Genomic DNA, 17,634 nt, shown 5'->3' with positions numbered 1-17,634 from the left:
ATGAAACATTAAAAAGGGGGAAATGTTTCGCTGACAAATATATATAAAATAAGTAAACAGCCTCTTAATTTATGTTAAAAAATTATTGATTTTTTAGTTTTTTCTTGATTCTACTGAGTTGTACAGGAGAAATGTTTAAATATGAAGCAATGTGTCGTTGTGTAATTAGTTTATCAATATTTGGTATTCTTTTTTTTAAAGCTATATATCTTTCTGTTGAAGTAAGTGTAGAAATATTCAAAAGTAATTCTTCAGCTATTAAATATGCATTTTCTAGTGCTTTTATGTAGAACAAACTAAACTCTTTATGTTTTAATGTTAGCTTTATAAGCTTATTAAAATCTCCCTTATAACCTTTTACGTTTGTTAAGGCTTGATAGTTAACTTCCGAGGGGATTTTTTGCATCATTGCAGAGTTTGCCCCAGAAATATCACCAGAAATAAAAAAAGCCCTAGTGGTTTCTGTTCCTTTTTCATTCAATAAATAAGACCGCATAATTCCTGTTTTGATTATAAAAAAATCATTTGAGTATTCTCCTTCTTTCGTGAGGATTTCTTTGGGTTTTAACTCTGTATACGTAACTATGCCTTGAAAAAGTGAAACTAAATCATCGGGCAAGTCAATGTAGAGATGAATAAAGTTTTTTATATCATCATTCATAATTAACAAGTTATATGATAATAGTGAGGGTAAATTACTAAATTAATAAAAAACTTTTAGTTATTGAAGTAAAAATACAGACCTAACTTTAAGGGGAAATTAGGTCTGAATATGATAAGGAGTATGTAACTTGTTAATTACAAAAACAAATTTAGAACAGTTTTATAGTATAACCATTAACATATGTTAATAAATAAAACTAGATCTAATTCTACTAAGTTGAACTGGTGTAATATTGAGGTAAGAAGCTATATGGTATTGATTAATGAGATTATCAATGTTTGGATAGTTTTCTTGGAGTTTTTTGTACCTCTGAGTAGCATCCAACATCTGTAACTCTAAAATTTTGGATTCTTCCCTAATATATATGTTTTGTAGTATTTTGTAGTGAAAAATAGAAATCTCATGATATTGTAAAGAAAGACTATAAAAATCTTGATAATTACATTCTAAAACTTCACAGTCAGTTAAGCATTCATAAATTAATTCAGAAGGCTCGTTTTTAATTAAAGCACCCAAATTACCTGATGTAATTATGGGAGTGTAAAGAGTTTTTGTGTGTTCTTTTCCTTTGGAGTCTACGTTATATGACCTTATAATTCCTTCTTTTAAGATATATACATTTGTGGGCATCTGACCTAAAGAGACTAGCTCATAATTTTTAGGAAACTTCTTTATAGATAAAATAGCAAATATTTTATTTAAAGCAGCTTCAGATAAAGGATGAAAATTTTGCGAAAACTCTCTAAAAAACTCCATAAGTAAAATAATGAAAGGATGAAATAACTAGAAGGGGTTATTCCAAATCTACATTAATTTTTTCTAAAAAGCTAATAGTATTAGAGCCTTCCATGAAAAGGAGATCTAAAATAGATAAATTAGGTATGAATCCATATTTTTCATCAAACATTTGAACATAGGAATCCATTTCTATTTCAACTCCTTTTTTAGCAATTGCTAAAGACCTGAAATCAGTATTTTCAGGGCTTAATTCGTAACTAGTTGTTTTACTAAATTGTTGATCAATTTGTAGGGCATCTGCAACAAATAAATGAGTATCAATATTTAGGTCTTGTAAAAAGGTGTATTTTTTGCTGAAAATAGTGTGTAAATCATCTTCAAAAAATTCGAAAAAAGGAGAAGAGCGATAGGCAGATTGTAACGACTTAAAATGTTGTTGCTGCCAAGGAAAATCATTTTCCACTAACGTGTCTTTTGTCTTTTTTCTACCGTCTTTTGTTTTGTGTTTAACAGGGATATTTAAGGCAAGTTTACCGTTAGCTCCATAAATATAACAGCGATTACGGTAGGTTTGCTTTTGATAATTGTCTTCTACTTCAAAAGTTATTACGTCTGATTTATAGATTGCAGCATACTGTGAAATAGGAGCAAAGTAAGTAGGGATAAAAAGTGACATTACGCTTTCTTCTTTTTACTTTTTCTAAAACTATATACAGTATAACCTCCAATTAATAATAAAACTAACCAAAGATAAGAAACAGGCTTACCACTACCTCCAACAGTAGTAAACATTCTATCCCAACGAATAGAGTTTAATTTAGCGATAAAATTAGGTGCGTTAGCATCCCAACTTAACCAAATCATTACAGGTTTACCAACTACGTGGTCAAAAGGTACGTATCCCCAATTTCTAGCGTCTAATGAGCGTTGACGATTGTCTCCCATCATCCAGTAGTAATCTTGCTTAAAAGTATATTCTTTTGCCTTCTTACCATTAATGTAAATGTCGTCTCCAAAAATTGTTAAGTTGTTATTCTCATACCTACGAATAATTTGCTCATAAAAAGGTATGGTTTTAGAGTTTAGTTCTACCGTAGCTCCTTTTTTAGGGATATATATAGGCCCAAAATTATCGGTTGACCATGCATATCTTGGATCGTGAGGGAATATAGATTTATCATAAGTTCCTTTTGGAGTTATGTGCTTTTCAATGTTTTTTACAATAGGGTTTTTAGCTATTAAAGCAGCTTCTTCATCAGTTAAATTCAATACATATTTATCTCCTTGCATTCCCCATTCTCTGATGTTGTATCTCTTTACAGAACCTTCACTAAATTTTTCACCGTTAGTGTCCACAATATGTAACCATTGTGGCTTTGCTCTATCAGGTAATACCGTTTTTTCTCCATTAATAAACACATAACCATCACGCACTTCTAAGCTATCACCAGGAGTACCTACAGCACGTTTTACATAGTTAGTACGTTTGTCAATAGGTTTATAAGTGAATTTTCCAGAATTGTCACCCCACATTGTAGCTAAGGAATCTGAAGGCCAGCTAAAAACAACTATATCGTTACGTTTAATTTTTTGAAAACCAGGAATACGCATGTAAGGTAATGACAGTTTATTTAGTAAACCATCTTTATTTTTATCATCAGATAAAAATGATTTTACACCTAATCCAGGAATTGTATCATGTGCCATTGGTGCTGCGATTGTAGTCATAGGAACACGTGCACCATAATGAAATTTACTTACAAACAAGTAATCACCAACCAATAAGGTTTTTTCTAATGATGATGTAGGGATGGTGTAAGGCTGCATAAAATAAGTATGCACTAAAGTAGCAGCAATAATAGCAAAAGCAATAGAACTTACCCATTCACCTAAAGGAGATCTAGGTTTTAAACTTCTGTTTTCTATATGCCCTGCATTTGTAAAGTAGTTGATATAATAGATATATAACCCTAAAGTTAGAATTGCTAAGATGGTGTCAGGTCTTTTATTAAAGCCAAAACTTCTACATGTTTCAATCCAAATAATAGGAAACATTAATAGGTTAACGATAGGAATAAACAATAAAACTACCCACCATTTTGGGCGATTTATTATTTGCATTAGTACTATGGCATTATATACAGGCACAGCTGCTTCCCAAGCTTTTTTACCAGCTCTAGTATATAGTTTCCAAGTACCTAAAAAATGAATAACTTGTATAAGTAAGAAGAATAAAAACCATTCAGTAAATGTCATAATCTATATATTTTGTATTTCCTTACAAGGAATAAATTCAATATTATTTGTGTGCTTTTAGAGTTTTTTGTTACGCTATTAACCTAAGTTTAACACATCTCGCATAGTAAAAATACCTGTTTTACCATTTAACCATTCAGCAGCAATTACTGCACCTAAAGCAAAACCTTGACGATTATGAGCGGTGTGTTTAATATCAATTGTATCTACTTCAGAGTTATAAGTTACAGTATGAGTACCTGGAACATCTGGAGTTCGGATAGCTGTGATAGGAATATTTTCGTCTGATGTTTTTTTATCTAGCTCCCAAGCTTTTTTGTTTGTGTTTTCAATAATACCTTCAGCTAATGTAATTGCGGTACCACTAGGGGCGTCTAGCTTCTTAGTATGATGGATTTCTTCAATAGAAATATTATATTGCTCTAAAGTACTCATCATTTTAGCAAGTTGTTCGTTTAGTTCAAAGAAAACATTAACACCTAAGCTAAAGTTAGAAGCATAAATAAATGCGCCTTTCTTTTCATTACACAAATTAACGATATCTTCGTATTTATCTAACCAACCAGTGGTTCCTGAAATAACAGGAATATTATTGTTAATACAATTACTGATATTGTCGTATGCAGAAGAAGGAATACTAAAGTCTATTGCTACATCAGCTTCTGTAATATCATACACTTCTTTCCCAGAAGCTTTTATAACAATTTCATGACCTCTTTGTAAAGCAATTTTTTCAATTTCTTTACCCATTCTACCATAACCAAGTAAGGCTATTTTCATCTTAAAAAGAATATTTTAGTGTTAAACCAACCTTTGGTGCTTCAATAAATAAAGGATCTGGAGTTATTACTGGTTTTACAGATAAGCTATCATCTGTATCAAATTGTAATAAGTGTGCGTTGACACTAGCTTCAACAATTTGTAAAACGTATAAAAGTACACCAGTTAATAATGATAAATCTCTATTTTTTCGTAAAGTTTTTTGAGCACTTTCTAAACCAGCAGTAGAAATAAGAACAGTTCCATCCTCTCTAGTAAATTCGTCTTTTAACCCTTGTTTACGAAGTTTAAAAGCTGTTCGGTAGCGATCATATTGGTCACTATTATCAATATAAAAATAAGCACTGGCGCCCATTGCTGCCCATACTATTGGAGCTTTCCAGTATTTTCCATTATAAATTTGTCCACCTCCAGGAAAAATAGCCGAATAAAAAGCTGCTTTTGAAGGGGATAAAGGGTTGTATTTGTCGCTAGTTAATTGAAGCTGTTTTGCCCTAACGGCAATAGAATCTTTTTGAGCAAATGTATTTTGAAACAAAAAAAGACTAAAAAAAGCGAATATGATTGTACGTATGTTCAATTACTTTAATAAGTTTTTAATACGATTAAAGTCTTCTTCTGAATGAAAAGGGATAGAAATTTTACCTTTTCCACGATTGTTCACCGTAACGTCAATTTTATGTCCGAAATAGTCGCTAATATCTTTAACACTTTCAGAAATATAATTAGGTAAAGCTTTCTTTTTAGCTGTTTTAGCAACCTTACCAGCTTTTAAGTTTTTTACTAGCTCTTCTGTTTGACGTACCGATAGTTTATCACGAACAATTTTTTCATAAATGTTTAATTGATCAGAATTACTATCAACATTAATTAAAGCACGACCGTGTCCCATTGAAATAAACCCATCACGCATTCCTGTCTGAATAATTGGGTCTAACTTAAGTAAACGCAAATAGTTAGTAACTGTAGAACGTTTTTTACCTACACGAGTACTTAGTTCTTCTTGAGTAAGTTGAATTTCATCAATTAAACGTTGATAAGAAAGAGCAACTTCAATTGGGTCTAAATTTTTACGCTGGATATTTTCAACCAACGCCATTTCTAACATTTCCTGATCGTTAGCTAAACGAATATAAGCAGGAACTGTTTTGTTACCAATAAGTTTAGAAGCTCTAAAACGACGCTCTCCAGAAACTAATTGGAATTTATCACTAGATAGTTTACGTACAGTAATAGGCTGAATAACTCCTAATTCTTTAATAGAACTAGCTAGTTCGCGCAACGCTTCTTCATCAAAATAAGTTCTAGGTTGGTATGGGTTTACGTCTATTGAGTTTATATCAATCTCAATAATATTTCCAACTAACTTATCTGCATTTTTGTCTTCTGCTGAATTTACTTCTGCAGTTTCTTTTAATAATGCTGATAAACCTCTACCTAAAGCTTGTTTTTTTGTTGCTTTTGCCATTTACAGTGATTATACGTTTTTAGTTAAAATTTCGTTCGCCAAATTTAAGTAATTTACGGCACCTTTACTCGTAGCATCGTATGAAATTATACTTTCTCCATAACTTGGTGCCTCACTTAAACGAATGTTTCTATGTACTATTGTTTCAAAAACCATAGAACTGAAGTGTTTACGTACTTCATCTACCACTTGGTTTGACAAGCGTAAACGAGAATCAAACATGGTTAATAATAAACCTTCTATTTCTAGTTCTTGATTATGTATTTTTTGAACACTCTTAATAGTATTTAATAGTTTTCCTAAACCTTCTAAAGCAAAATATTCACATTGAATAGGGATAACAACAGAGTCAGCTGCAACAAGAGAATTTAAGGTAATTAAACCTAAAGATGGAGCGCAATCAATTAAAATAAAATCGTAATCATCTTTAATGTCCTCTAATGCATTTTTTAACATGTACTCGCGTTGTTGCTTGTCTACCAATTCAATTTCAATGGCTACTAAATCAATATGAGCAGGGATTAAGTCAACGTTAGGAGAGTCTGTTTTTAAAACAGTATCCTTAGCAGGAATTGTGTGTTCTAAAACCTGATATGTTCCAATTTCTACACTTTCAACGTCTAAACCTAAACCAGAAGTAGCATTTGCTTGGGGATCAGCATCAATTAATAATACTTTTTTTTCTAAAACACCTAAAGCCGCAGCTAAGTTTACAGATGTAGTAGTTTTACCTACGCCACCTTTTTGATTTGCAATTGCAATAATTCTACCCATTATAATTTATAAAGTTTGAAAGAGGTAAATTTACAATTATTTATCATTTTTGAAAGAGAAAGACGTTAATAAAAATGATTAAGTTCATAATTGCCACTTATCAAAAGAATTAATTCATATTTATTTTTAATAAGCTAAAATTAAAGCCTCTTTTTTTTGGGTTTTTTTCCCTCTTAAAGTATAGTTTTTAACATTCTTTGCATTAAAGGTTCAATCATACTTTTGAAGTGTTCTTTTTTAACTAGTTACAAGAATGGTTATGTAGATTATAGAATCTGCTAAAATTAATCGCGGCAACCGAAAAGCGAACGAGTAGGTAAAACTAAATAAACTTTAATTATTACATGAAAAAAATTATTACAGTAATCATGTTAAGTATCATGATTATATCTTGCAAAGAAGAGGAGGTAAAAGAAAAAACTCAAATAAAAGAAATTGAACTATCTAGAGAAAGTGGTTCTAATATGTTGCGTTTTGCAACTGCTGAAGAATTAAAAGCGTTTATTTCACAGCATCATGAATCTGAAACAGATTTATTAGATGAAGCAAGAAGAATGTCAGAAGAAGGGAAGTATAATCCATTATTATTAGTTTATAACTTAGAGCCAGATGAAGCAGAAAAGTTAGGAATTAATGAAAAAGAGGTTTCCCTAGTAAGTTCTAATGATGACATGTTGTTGCTGTTGCTAAACGAAGACGGTGAAATAGGAATTCAGGATAAAATCTTTAGAATTGATGGAGAATTTGTTTACACATACACTGAAGGAAGTTCAAGTCAAATAAACGAATTTTTAACAGCTTACAAAGAAGGTAAAGTAGAAATAGAAAAAGGAAAAACCATTGAGTATACCAAAGATTTAAGTGTATATATGCACAACAACAAGTTGGAAAGAGATGATGTAAGTGCAAAAGGAGCTACTTCATATGTTTATTTCAATAGTAATTATAGAATGAAAGCTAGACAGTATAATGGTTATTGGGTTTTTTATAGTTCTATAGGAGCTAAGACGAAGGTTCAAAAGCGTAAGAAATTTTTATGGTGGTCAAATTGGAAAACTGTAAAAACAGATAACAGATTAGAGTATGAGTTAAGCTATAAAGTTTATTCAACTTTTGGGTTTCCAACTGTAACGCTTAATGCTTCTGGTCATAAATATTGTTATTGTAATTCAGCTAACAAAGTGTATGACTGGTCGGTAGGTTTTCCTATTGCACCTAATGTTTATGTTCCTCAGGAAGGTCAAACGAAGCACTGGGCACATTGGTATAGTGCAAGTCCAAATACTGTTTCAACTACATTAATTTATTAAAAACAGAAGTTTAAAAATCAAGTTATAAAATAAAAAACCACATTTAATTAATTAAATGTGGTTTTCTTAGTTTATGTATGTGTTTTTACCCGTTTAACATCACAGGCATAACAAGCATAGTTACTAGTTCACCTTCTTCAGTTCCATCAATTGGAGTTAAAATTCCAGCTCTATTTGGTAAACTCATTTCAATTAAAACATCGTTAGAGTTTAAGTTGTTCAACATTTCACTTAAAAAACGAGAGTTGAATCCAATTTGCATGTCATCTCCTTGATAATCACAATTCAATCGTTCGTCAGCTTTATTAGAGTAATCTAAATCTTCCGCAGAAATATTTAACTCGGTACCAGCCATTTTTAAACGAATTTGATGTGTAGTCTTACTAGAGAAAATAGATACACGACGAACAGAGTTTAAGAAAGAAGCTCTATCTACTGTTAATTTATTTGGGTTTTCTTTTGGTATAACTGCTTCGTAATTAGGGTATTTTCCATCAATTAATCGACAGATTAATACTACGTTGTCAAAAGTAAACTTAGCATTGGTATCGTTATACTCAATAGTTACGTTATTTTCTGAACCTCCTAAAATACCCTTTAATAAGTTTAAAGGTTTTTTAGGCATGATAAATTCAGCTGATTTATCAGCAGTAATATCAGTACGGGTATATTTTACTAATTTGTGAGCGTCAGTAGCTACAAAAGTTAATTCTTTTGAATTGAACTGAAAAAATACACCACTCATTACTGGGCGTAAATCATCATTACCAGCAGCGAAAATAGTTTTTGAAATAGCTGTAGCTAAAATGTTTGATGGAATTTCCGTACTACTTGGAGAAGGTAATTCTACAGCTTTAGGGAACTCATCTCCGCTAAAGTAAGCCATGTCATACTTCCCTTGCTCAGAAATAATCTCAATAGTATTATCTCCTTCAACCTTAAATGTAAGAGGTTGTTCAGGAAATGTTTTTAAAGTATCTAATAGCAAACGAGCATTTATAGCAATCGCTCCAGTATCAGTACTTTCAACTTCAATAACTGATGACATGGTTGTCTCAAGGTCGGAAGCTGATATTTTTAATTCGTTTTCAGATAGTTCAAATAAAAAGTTATCTAAAATTGGTAACGTGTTATTGCTATTTATAACCCCACCTAAAACTTGTAGTTGTTTTAATAATTGTGAGCTAGATACGATAAATTTCATTTAGTAATTTTTCTATTTATTAGACTTACAAATATATCTTAATTTGATGATTTTAAAAATTATTTTTTTATGGGTGTGCAATAAGCTTAATTAAACTGATAATTTAACTGTATTGTGCCGTAAAAATTCCCTTTAGGAACACGCAAACTTTTAAGTTTTTTAGTATGATAATTTATAGCATAACCAAAATTAAAACGATTACTTGTAAAACGAATTCCAAACTCTGTTGTAAACTTAAAAGGTTCTACGTCAAATGTAACAGGACTATTGTCATTTAAAAAGCTACCTTCTATAGTGGCGTCATAGGCTACATAATGTATCATTGGTTTTAAGTATAAAAAGACTTCAGCTTTATTCTCGAAGTTCGTGTTTTGATTATTTAGATTTCCGTGAAAAGCAATAGAGTTAATGATACTTTCTAAAGGTATGAAACCAATACGAGTGTATAGACCGGTTGATAAATCAGTATAAACAGTACCTAACCTGGCAGAGTTAGTCCAATTAAGATCAAAAACATTGTCTTTAGTTATTTTTTTTATATAATCAGCCTTTAAGTTAAGAGCAAAAGCATCTTTTATTTGGTACTCCCATCCAGTAGCTTCTCTAAAACCATACATTTTATGAATAACGCCTTGCAGTTCTTTGCTTAAAGAAGATGAACCGATGACACCTATTTGTATGGATGTTTTTAAAATAGATTCATTCTTGAAAAACCTGTTTATACCAAAGCTACCAAATAAATAACCAGCAAAGGGACGATCATGTTCTTCAACGGTTTCTACGATAGCTTTATAAGGGGTGTACATATGATGCCCTAATTGAATTTCATATATTTTTTTATCAAGGTTTTCTACCTGTTGTTTGCTTAGAAAGCGGTATGTTAAAAAAGCTCCATTGGTATAATATCTGTCTTGGTAAGTAGAGGTGTATAAATCATTATCATTTATAAAACTAAACTCTTTAGCGTATTTGCGTTGTGAGAAAGAAGGAAGAGAAAGTAAGATAAATAAAAGTAGTATATTTTTTTTCATAGCTGTAAATATCGTATTATTTTAGCACAACCTTGGTTAAATTATTAAGAAGAATAATTAATAGACTTATGAAAGAAGAACCTGTATTAACAATTGAAGATTTTGAAAATGTTTCAACTAATAAAGAGTTGTTGGCTATAATTAAAGAAAAGGGAATTTCTATAAGTAAGGTTAAGGTTAAGTTAGATTATGAAGAAGAGTTAAGGAAATTACAGATAGAATTGGTAAAACTTCAACGATGGATTGCGAAAAATAAAAAAAGAGTAGCAGTAATTTTTGAAGGAAGAGACGCAGCAGGGAAAGGAGGAAGTATTCGACGTTTTATGGAGCATATGAACCCGCGTTCTACTCGTTTGGTAGCTTTAAATAAACCTACAGAAGTAGAAAAAGGACAATGGTATTTTCAGCGTTATATTAAAGAATTACCAAATCCAGGTGAAATAGTTTTTTTTGATCGTAGCTGGTATAATAGAGCAGTAGTAGAGCCTGTAATGGGGTTTTGTACCGATGATCAGTATCAGAATTTTTTGGTGCAAGTACCAGAGTTTGAACATATGTTATATGAAGATGGGGTGGTGGTTATAAAGTTTTGGCTTTCAATTTCAAAAGATGAGCAATTACGTCGTTTCAATTCTCGAAATAACAACCCATTAAAACGTTGGAAGTTTAGTCCTGTAGATAAAAGAGGGCAAGAATTATGGGATAGATATAGTTACTATAAAAACGAAATGTTTAGTAAAACACATACAGCTTACAGTCCGTGGATAGTAGTAAAAACGAATAATAAAAAAGAAGCAAGAGTTGAGTGTATGCGTCATGTGCTATCTCAATTTGATTACGAAGGAAAAGAAGAAGCTCAAACGATTTTAACACCAGATCCAAATATTGTAATGCGTTATTATCGTTCAGTAAAACATTTAGATTAAGAATGGGAAAGTTAACTCAAAGAGACGTAAATAAACTAAATACAACAAGAGGTTTAAAAGCTTTATTGTCGAAATCTTTTAATTTAGAAAGAGCAATTCGATATGTTGATTATGAAAGAAAACTAAAAAAATTACAAGTTGAAATAATTCGTTTACAGGCTTGGGCAATAAAAGAAAATGAACGAATAATTGTAATTTTTGAAGGAAGAGATGCTGCAGGAAAAGGTGGAGCAATACGTAGAATAACAGAGCGTATTAATCCTCGTCATATGCGAATTGTAGCACTTCCAAAACCAAATGAAGATCAAAAAACTCAGTGGTATTTTCAGCGATATGTAGAGCAGTTTCCTAAAGCAGGAGAAATAGTTTTTTTTGATAGAAGCTGGTATAATCGAGCGGTTGTTGAACCTGTTAATGGTTTTTGTACGCAAGAAGAATATGAGATTTTTATGAATCAGGTAAATGATTTTGAACGTATGATCTTAGAATCAGGTATTCGTTTGGTGAAAATTTACATGTCTATCAACAAAAAGGAACAAGCGAAACGATTTAATGATATAAAGAACAATCCATTAAAACAATGGAAAATGACACCTGTAGATGAAAAAGCTCAAGAGCTTTGGGATGATTATACAGAATACAAAAAGGCCATGTTTTCAAAAACAAACACAGAAATATCTCCTTGGAAAGTTATTCGAGCAAATAGAAAAACAATAGCAAGAATAAATGTGATTAATTACATACTAGAAAGAATACCTTACGATAAAAGTATAGAGGTATAAAAACTAAGATAATTTTTGTTGAATATTTTCAAAAATAAAAAACAACTCACCAGCAATTTGTTTGCTTGTTTCTAGATATGTTTCTTCAGTTAAATCAGTATTGTCTGATGCTTTAGGGTCGTTATAAGGTAAGTGAAAACGCTCAATAGCATCGGGAATATACGGACAGTTTTGGTCAGCATTATCACAAGTAGTTATAGCGACAAAAGGATAACTGTTTTGAGGATGATCATATAGTTTAGAAAAACCTAAGATAGATTTTTTAGTTCCGTTAAAGGAAACCAAATATCTTGGGTTTTGATGAGAAAAATCAACTACACTAAAAGTAAAACCAGTTTTTTGTAAGCATTTCACAGTATTTCTATGGAAAGAAGTAGTTTCTGTTCCGCCAGAATAAGTAAACATATTCTTTAAGTTGAAATATTCAATAGCAAAGAAACTCCATACTTGTGCTAATTGACTTCTACGAGAATTATGAGTACAAATAAAGTTTAAATTTATTTTCTCTCTATCAAGATACTCTTCAAGAATAGTATCAGCTATTTCAAGTAATAAATCTTTTCGCTCTTCAGTAAGGATTAACTCTTTTCTTGCTTCCTCAAAGAAAATTTTTGTATTAATATTCTTAGTGTTTATCATTTATTTGCAGTTCTTTTGCAGAGTGTAATTATTTGCAAAAATACAAGCTAATACCCTTTTAGCTAATTAAATAAAGGTTAAGGATGTGTTTAGAAATCGGTAATAAAGTGGCAGTAATTGATGCTGATATTAGAGGATTTGTAACAAAAATTAAAAATGAAGAGGTTTTTGTTAAAGATGAGGACGGAATGGAGTATTGTTTTCTTAGGAAAGAATTGGTAAAAGTTGAAGTGGATCAAAATGAGTTAAGCAAGTATTCTGACATCAATAATCCAATGCTAAAAGCAAAAATTCAATCCAAAGAAAAGAAGAAAAAAACATCTTTTGTAAAAGATAAAAAAGAAATAGTAATGGAAGTAGATTTACATGCTGAAAAGTTGGTTAAGTCTACAAGAGGAATGGATAATTTTGATATTTTATCAATACAAATCAATACAGCAAAACATAAATTAGAATATTGTATATCTAAAAGAATATCAAAACTAGTTTTAATACATGGAGTAGGAGATGGGGTTTTAAAAACAGAGTTACAATACTTGTTAAATAACTATCCAGTTAAATATTATGATGCTTCTTATCAAAAGTATGGACAAGGAGCTACCGAGGTATATATTTTTCAAAATCAGTAATTTTTTGAAAGCTTAACTATCAGAAAGAAAACCTTATTTTTGCCCTATGAAATCTGTTTACTTAGACAATGCAGCAACAACACCTATGTTGCCTGAAGTTATTGAAGCTGTTCAACAATCAATGTTAACAAATTTTGGTAACCCATCATCTACTCATCAATATGGTAGGAAAGCTAAAGCTGCGGTAGAAACAGCCAGAAAAAATATAGCAAAACATTTTAATGTGTCTTCAAGTGAAATTATTTTTACAGCTGGAGGAACAGAAGCAGACAATCTAATTTTATTTAATGCAGTTTTAAATTTAGGAGTTGAAAGAATTATTACTTCTAAGATAGAGCACCATGCAGTTTTAAATACAGTTAAGTTTTTAGAAAGAGAATACAAAATAACTGTAGATTATGTTAGGGTAAATGAAAACGGAACTGTTTCAATGGAGAGTCTGGGGGACTTACTAAATAAATCAAAGAAAAAAACTTTGGTGAGTTTAATGTATGTAAATAACGAGATAGGTAATTTACTGCCTATAGAAGATGTGGTAGCATTATGTAAAGAACATGAAGCGTATTTTCATTCAGATACAGTACAAGCCATAGGACATTATGATATAGACTTACAAAAAACACCAATAGATTTTATTGCAGCAAGCGCTCATAAATTTCATGGACCTAAAGGAGTAGGATTTGCTTATTTTAAAAAAGGTATAGGAATACTACCAATGTTGCATGGAGGAGAGCAAGAAAAAGGAGCTAGGTCAAGTACAGAAAATGTACACTCCATAGTTGGTATGGAAAAAGCGTTAACTATAGCTTATGAAGATTTAGGAAAAGATAAAGAGTATATTTTAGGGTTAAAAAAGTACTTTGTAGCTAAAGTAAAAGAATTAATACCTGGTATTGAGATTAATGGAGAATCTGTAGAAAAAACAAGTTATACAATATTGAACTTACAATTTCCTATTGAAGATAAAATGTTGTTATTTAATTTAGATTTGTCTGGAGTAGCAGTTTCTGGAGGTAGTGCTTGTCAAAGTGGAAGTAGTAAAGGGTCTCATGTGTTACAGGAGTTTTTAGGTGAAAATGAAGAAAAGAAAACATCTGTACGGTTTTCTTTTAGTAAATTAAACACATTCGATGAAGTTGATTATGTACTTAGTCAGTTAAAAAAAGTACTAAAAAAATAATAAAGTCTTTTTTGTTTGTATTTAAGACGTTTTTTTATTTCTTTGCTAGAGAATATTCTTATTAGAAATTAAGTCTTTATAAAGCGTTTCTAGAGAGTTTTTAAAATAGGTTTTATTTATAGGTTATCACTAGTGTGTTTTTTTTATCTATAATGTGACCTAAATTGTTAATTTTACGTCTAATGTTTTAGTGGAAGTAAAAATAGTTTACTTTTGCACACTGAAAATAATTAGAAGCCCCCCACAAGAAATAAGTTGTAAAAGAGCAACTTAACGTTTTTGTGTGGGGTTTTTTATATCCCACCATATTGTTTATTAAAAAATAAATAGCCTCGAAGAATTTTGGGGTACAACATTGTATATAAAATAAAATGTATTAATATGGGGGAAAGCTACGTTTCTAAAATCAGTACATATAAGAAGGTCTTCTTTTTAGTGTTAACTCTTTTGTTTTCGGTAGAGTTTTATGGACAAGACTGTAGTGTAATTTCAGATTTTACACCAGTTTGTATTGGTACTACTCAGACTTATACAGCAGAAACTTCAGGAGGTTCTGCTAGAGATATTACTCCAGGAAACAATTATGGTTGTTTAAGTTCTACTCCCAATTCTAAATGGTTTTTCTTTCAAGCGAGTACAGGGGGGAGTTTAATAATTAATCAAACAAATTCTAATAACGTAGATGTAGATGGGGCTATATGGGGGCCATTTGACTCGATAAATGATATGTTATCTCAATGTGGTTCTTATTCAACACCACTAGATTGTGATTATGAACCCGAGTCATTTTTTACTTTTTATATACCAACAGTAACTTCTGGTAAATACTATGCTTTTTTAGTTACAAATTATTCTGGAGATCCTACAAATATAACTTTATCAGATGGAGGAAGTACGGCCACAACAAATTGTTCTCAGGACACTGATGGAGATAATATCGCAGATGTATATGATTTAGATGATGATAATGATGGAATTCTAGATATAGATGAACAAAGCTGTACAACTACAAATGTACCAGGAGCAAATGCATCTAGTGCAACTTCATCCACTGGTGTTTCATCTCCGGGTAATGCTATAGGATCTGATAATCAATTAGCATGGATGAATTCGAGTAGTGAAGAACTCATAGTTAACCTAGGGAGTGTTATCCCTGCAGGAGTAACTATCACTATTGAAGCTATGAAATATAGAAGTAGTGGAGGGAATAATGTTCAAATGATAGTAGAAGAGTCATATGATGGAGTAAGCTTTACAAGTTCTACTACATATACATTTAATAACAATAATACAGAGGAATTAAAAAGTTATACTATTAACTCTGATGCTCAGTATTTAAAAATACACGGTGTTAATTTTGGAGGAGGAAGATGGTTAGGTGTAGATAATGTTTCATATAGTAGTTTTAGTTATACCAATTGTGCAGATATAAATACAGATGGTGATGCTTTTGTTGATAGATTAGATGTAGATTCAGATGGAGATGGTTGCCCAGATGCTATTGAAGGAGATGAAAATGTAGAGGTGTCTCAATTAGATGGAAATGATAGAATAAATATTTTTTCAACAGGAGGAATAACAAATTTTGGAGTTCCTAATTTAGTAAACTCAGGAGGGGCAGCAGATATAGGTGGAGATGAAGGACAAGGAGTTGGTTCAAAATTAGTGTTTAGTGCTGATGCAAGTCCAAACTTAATCATTACACCACCACCAACAGTATGTTTTTCAAATACGGTAGATTTAACTGCAAATAATGTAACTGATGGAACTAATGGAAGTAGTACAGCAGGAACATTAACATATTGGACAGATGCTGCCGCTACAAATACTCTAGCAACTCCTGCGGCGGTTGCTACCAGTGGAACTTATTATATAAAACTAACATCAGCTAGTGGTTGTTATGAAATAGAGCCAGTTGTAGTGACAATTCAAGATGAAGTTACCGAAGGAACCATTGCAGGAGATCAAGTAATTTGCAGTGGAGGAAACCCTGTAGCATTTACAAGCGATGTAGATGGTAGTGGAAGTGGTACAATAAGTTACCGATGGGAAATGAGTGAAGATGGAACTAATTGGAGCACTATTTCTGGAGAAACATCATCGATTTATGATCCAACTGCTTTAACAGTTACAACACAGTTTAGGAGGATTACAATATCTACGCAAAATGGAGTAGCATGTGAGAGTTCTCCAACAGCGGTGGTGACAGTAATAGTTGATACAAATGATGCAGATTCAGATGGTATAAATGATGTTTGTGACTTAGATGATGATAACGATGGTATTCTTGATTCTTCGGAAGGAGCCTGTACAACTAATTATTTTGCTGTTTTTGGAGGTGATGGAGGAAGTACTACTAGTTTTTCACAATCAGCAGTTTCTTCAGCGGTATTTGATTTTTATTATGTAGATAACTCTGTAGCGATAGAAATAAATGGCGGAGGATTAAATACAAATAATGTATTACAATTAGAGAATATTGTTAATTCAGGAGAAGTAATTATGGAATTTACTTCAGATAATTCTTTAATGAGTTCACCATGGTTAGCAAATACTAACGGTATACCAAGATTAAAGGTCGAAATTGATTTTTCTGGAAATATTACAGTATATGGTTCTCGATCAACGAGTTCTACATCTTTAGAGTTAATGCAACCCAGAGATGGTTCTTCTTTTAATACTATTTCTTTTTTAGCAGGAATAAATAATTTCAATGTCATAAATCAAGATGGTTCAGGACCAGATAGAATTGGTGGAGCAGTAAAAGTGTATTCATCTTGTGTTGATACGGATAATGATAATATTCCAGATTATTTAGATACCGATTCAGATGATGATGGTTGTTTTGATGCTATAGAAGGAGATGAAAATGTGGGTATATCAGACTTATCAGGTGGTAGAATAACAGGAGGAGTAGATAGTGATGGTGTTCCTAATATAGTTAATTCTGGTGGATCTGCTGATGGAGGTAATAATACACAAGGTCAAGGAGTAGGAACAAGTGCTACAGCAAACACAGACGCTGTACCAACTTTAATAATAACGAATCCAGCATCAGTATGTAGCCCATCAACTGTTGATTTAACGGCTAGCACAGTAACAGATGGAGTTAACGGAAGCAGTTCTGCGGGCACGTTAACATACTGGACAGATTCAGTTGCTACAAATACCCTGACATCTCCTAACGCAGTAGCTACTAGTGGAACTTATTATATAAAGTTAACTTCAGCTAGTGGATGTTATGAAATAGAAC

The 17,634-nt window shown here is 31.5% G+C and carries 17 protein-coding genes; 6 read left to right on the top strand and 11 right to left on the bottom strand.

Features of this window, described 5'->3' with window-relative positions:
* Positions 1-82 precede the first annotated feature (82 nt).
* From LCI24_RS11005 to LCI24_RS10970, 8 genes are all read right to left on the bottom strand, one after another.
* Positions 83-661: a Crp/Fnr family transcriptional regulator gene (locus tag LCI24_RS11005; RefSeq protein ID WP_274640409.1), complete on the bottom strand. Its 579-nt coding sequence runs from the start codon at positions 659-661 to the stop codon at positions 83-85.
* 186 nt (positions 662-847) lie between these two features.
* On the bottom strand, positions 848-1,420 hold the full coding sequence (locus LCI24_RS11000; RefSeq protein WP_274640408.1) for a Crp/Fnr family transcriptional regulator: 573 nt from the start codon (positions 1,418-1,420) through the stop codon (positions 848-850).
* A gap of 37 nt (positions 1,421-1,457) precedes the next feature.
* Positions 1,458-2,078, bottom strand: coding sequence for a WbqC family protein (locus LCI24_RS10995; protein WP_274640407.1), 621 nt, complete (start codon positions 2,076-2,078; stop codon positions 1,458-1,460).
* On the bottom strand, positions 2,078-3,658 hold the full coding sequence (gene lepB / locus LCI24_RS10990) for a signal peptidase I (protein WP_274640406.1): 1,581 nt from the start codon (positions 3,656-3,658) through the stop codon (positions 2,078-2,080). The genes LCI24_RS10995 and lepB overlap by 1 nt, the downstream gene beginning before the upstream one ends.
* A gap of 78 nt (positions 3,659-3,736) precedes the next feature.
* Positions 3,737-4,438, bottom strand: a complete 702-nt coding sequence (gene dapB / locus LCI24_RS10985) for a 4-hydroxy-tetrahydrodipicolinate reductase (protein ID WP_274640405.1) — start codon at positions 4,436-4,438, stop codon at positions 3,737-3,739.
* Position 4,439: 1 nt separating this feature from the next.
* The gene (locus LCI24_RS10980; RefSeq protein ID WP_274640404.1) at positions 4,440-5,018 is read right to left on the bottom strand and encodes a DUF5683 domain-containing protein; all 579 of its coding nucleotides are present in this window, start codon (positions 5,016-5,018) and stop codon (positions 4,440-4,442) included.
* Complete coding sequence (locus LCI24_RS10975) at positions 5,019-5,906, bottom strand: ParB/RepB/Spo0J family partition protein (protein ID WP_047789667.1); 888 nt, start codon at positions 5,904-5,906, stop codon at positions 5,019-5,021.
* 9 nt (positions 5,907-5,915) lie between these two features.
* Positions 5,916-6,680, bottom strand: a complete 765-nt coding sequence (locus tag LCI24_RS10970; protein ID WP_274640403.1) for a ParA family protein — start codon at positions 6,678-6,680, stop codon at positions 5,916-5,918.
* A gap of 344 nt (positions 6,681-7,024) precedes the next feature.
* On the opposite strand from LCI24_RS10970, the gene LCI24_RS10965 reads away from it, so the two are divergent.
* Entirely contained in the window at positions 7,025-7,990 is a 966-nt protein-coding gene (locus LCI24_RS10965; RefSeq protein WP_274640402.1) for a hypothetical protein, read from the top strand.
* Positions 7,991-8,075: 85 nt separating this feature from the next.
* Here the strand turns inward: LCI24_RS10965 and dnaN are convergent, their stop codons facing one another.
* Together dnaN and LCI24_RS10955 are read right to left on the bottom strand one after the other, a co-directional pair.
* The gene (dnaN, locus tag LCI24_RS10960; protein WP_115900742.1) at positions 8,076-9,194 is read right to left on the bottom strand and encodes a DNA polymerase III subunit beta; all 1,119 of its coding nucleotides are present in this window, start codon (positions 9,192-9,194) and stop codon (positions 8,076-8,078) included.
* An 86-nt stretch (positions 9,195-9,280) separates the two neighbouring features.
* On the bottom strand, positions 9,281-10,225 hold the full coding sequence (locus LCI24_RS10955) for a lipid A deacylase LpxR family protein (RefSeq protein ID WP_274640401.1): 945 nt from the start codon (positions 10,223-10,225) through the stop codon (positions 9,281-9,283).
* A gap of 68 nt (positions 10,226-10,293) precedes the next feature.
* Here LCI24_RS10955 and ppk2 (LCI24_RS10950) point away from each other — a divergent pair, with 68 nt between their 5' ends.
* Both ppk2 (LCI24_RS10950) and ppk2 (LCI24_RS10945) read left to right on the top strand, forming a co-directional pair.
* On the top strand, positions 10,294-11,151 hold the full coding sequence (gene ppk2, locus LCI24_RS10950; protein ID WP_274640400.1) for a polyphosphate kinase 2: 858 nt from the start codon (positions 10,294-10,296) through the stop codon (positions 11,149-11,151).
* Between the two features lie 2 nt (positions 11,152-11,153).
* A complete protein-coding gene (gene ppk2 / locus LCI24_RS10945) occupies positions 11,154-11,933 on the top strand; it encodes a polyphosphate kinase 2 (RefSeq protein WP_274640399.1) in 780 nt (259 codons plus the stop codon).
* A 3-nt stretch (positions 11,934-11,936) separates the two neighbouring features.
* Here the strand turns inward: ppk2 (LCI24_RS10945) and LCI24_RS10940 are convergent, their stop codons facing one another.
* The gene (locus tag LCI24_RS10940) at positions 11,937-12,572 is read right to left on the bottom strand and encodes a low molecular weight phosphatase family protein (protein ID WP_273694578.1); all 636 of its coding nucleotides are present in this window, start codon (positions 12,570-12,572) and stop codon (positions 11,937-11,939) included.
* 83 nt (positions 12,573-12,655) lie between these two features.
* Between LCI24_RS10940 and LCI24_RS10935 the strand changes: the two genes are divergently transcribed.
* The 3 genes from LCI24_RS10935 to LCI24_RS10925 form a co-directional block, all read left to right on the top strand.
* Positions 12,656-13,201: a Smr/MutS family protein gene (locus LCI24_RS10935; protein ID WP_273694577.1), complete on the top strand. Its 546-nt coding sequence runs from the start codon at positions 12,656-12,658 to the stop codon at positions 13,199-13,201.
* A 46-nt stretch (positions 13,202-13,247) separates the two neighbouring features.
* The gene (locus LCI24_RS10930) at positions 13,248-14,381 is read left to right on the top strand and encodes a cysteine desulfurase family protein (protein ID WP_274640398.1); all 1,134 of its coding nucleotides are present in this window, start codon (positions 13,248-13,250) and stop codon (positions 14,379-14,381) included.
* 381 nt (positions 14,382-14,762) lie between these two features.
* Positions 14,763-17,634, top strand: a 2,872-nt coding sequence (locus LCI24_RS10925) for a hypothetical protein (protein WP_274640397.1), incomplete at its 3' end; no start/stop codon positions are given.

Source organism: Tenacibaculum larymnensis, assembly GCF_028829235.1.
Classification (GTDB): domain Bacteria; phylum Bacteroidota; class Bacteroidia; order Flavobacteriales; family Flavobacteriaceae; genus Polaribacter; species Polaribacter larymnensis.
The sequence above is the reverse complement of the archived record's forward strand: the minus strand, read 5'-3'. Positions and strand labels throughout refer to the sequence as shown.

Bases quoted from the DNA above. Each gene is read 5' to 3' on its own strand.
- LCI24_RS11005 (WP_274640409.1), bottom strand. From the start codon at position 661: ATGAATGATGATATAAAAAACTTTATTCATCTCTACATTGACTTGCCC.
- LCI24_RS11000 (WP_274640408.1), bottom strand. From the start codon at position 1,420: ATGGAGTTTTTTAGAGAGTTTTCGCAAAATTTTCATCCTTTATCTGAA.
- LCI24_RS10995 (WP_274640407.1), bottom strand. From the start codon at position 2,078: ATGTCACTTTTTATCCCTACTTACTTTGCTCCTATTTCACAGTATGCT.
- lepB (WP_274640406.1), bottom strand. From the start codon at position 3,658: ATGACATTTACTGAATGGTTTTTATTCTTCTTACTTATACAAGTTATT.
- dapB (WP_274640405.1), bottom strand. From the start codon at position 4,438: ATGAAAATAGCCTTACTTGGTTATGGTAGAATGGGTAAAGAAATTGAA.
- LCI24_RS10975 (WP_047789667.1), bottom strand. From the start codon at position 5,906: ATGGCAAAAGCAACAAAAAAACAAGCTTTAGGTAGAGGTTTATCAGCA.
- LCI24_RS10970 (WP_274640403.1), bottom strand. From the start codon at position 6,680: ATGGGTAGAATTATTGCAATTGCAAATCAAAAAGGTGGCGTAGGTAAA.
- LCI24_RS10965 (WP_274640402.1), top strand. From the start codon at position 7,025: ATGAAAAAAATTATTACAGTAATCATGTTAAGTATCATGATTATATCT.
- dnaN (WP_115900742.1), bottom strand. From the start codon at position 9,194: ATGAAATTTATCGTATCTAGCTCACAATTATTAAAACAACTACAAGTT.
- LCI24_RS10955 (WP_274640401.1), bottom strand. From the start codon at position 10,225: ATGAAAAAAAATATACTACTTTTATTTATCTTACTTTCTCTTCCTTCT.
- ppk2 (WP_274640400.1), top strand. From the start codon at position 10,294: ATGAAAGAAGAACCTGTATTAACAATTGAAGATTTTGAAAATGTTTCA.
- ppk2 (WP_274640399.1), top strand. From the start codon at position 11,154: ATGGGAAAGTTAACTCAAAGAGACGTAAATAAACTAAATACAACAAGA.
- LCI24_RS10940 (WP_273694578.1), bottom strand. From the start codon at position 12,572: ATGATAAACACTAAGAATATTAATACAAAAATTTTCTTTGAGGAAGCA.
- LCI24_RS10935 (WP_273694577.1), top strand. From the start codon at position 12,656: ATGTGTTTAGAAATCGGTAATAAAGTGGCAGTAATTGATGCTGATATT.
- LCI24_RS10930 (WP_274640398.1), top strand. From the start codon at position 13,248: ATGAAATCTGTTTACTTAGACAATGCAGCAACAACACCTATGTTGCCT.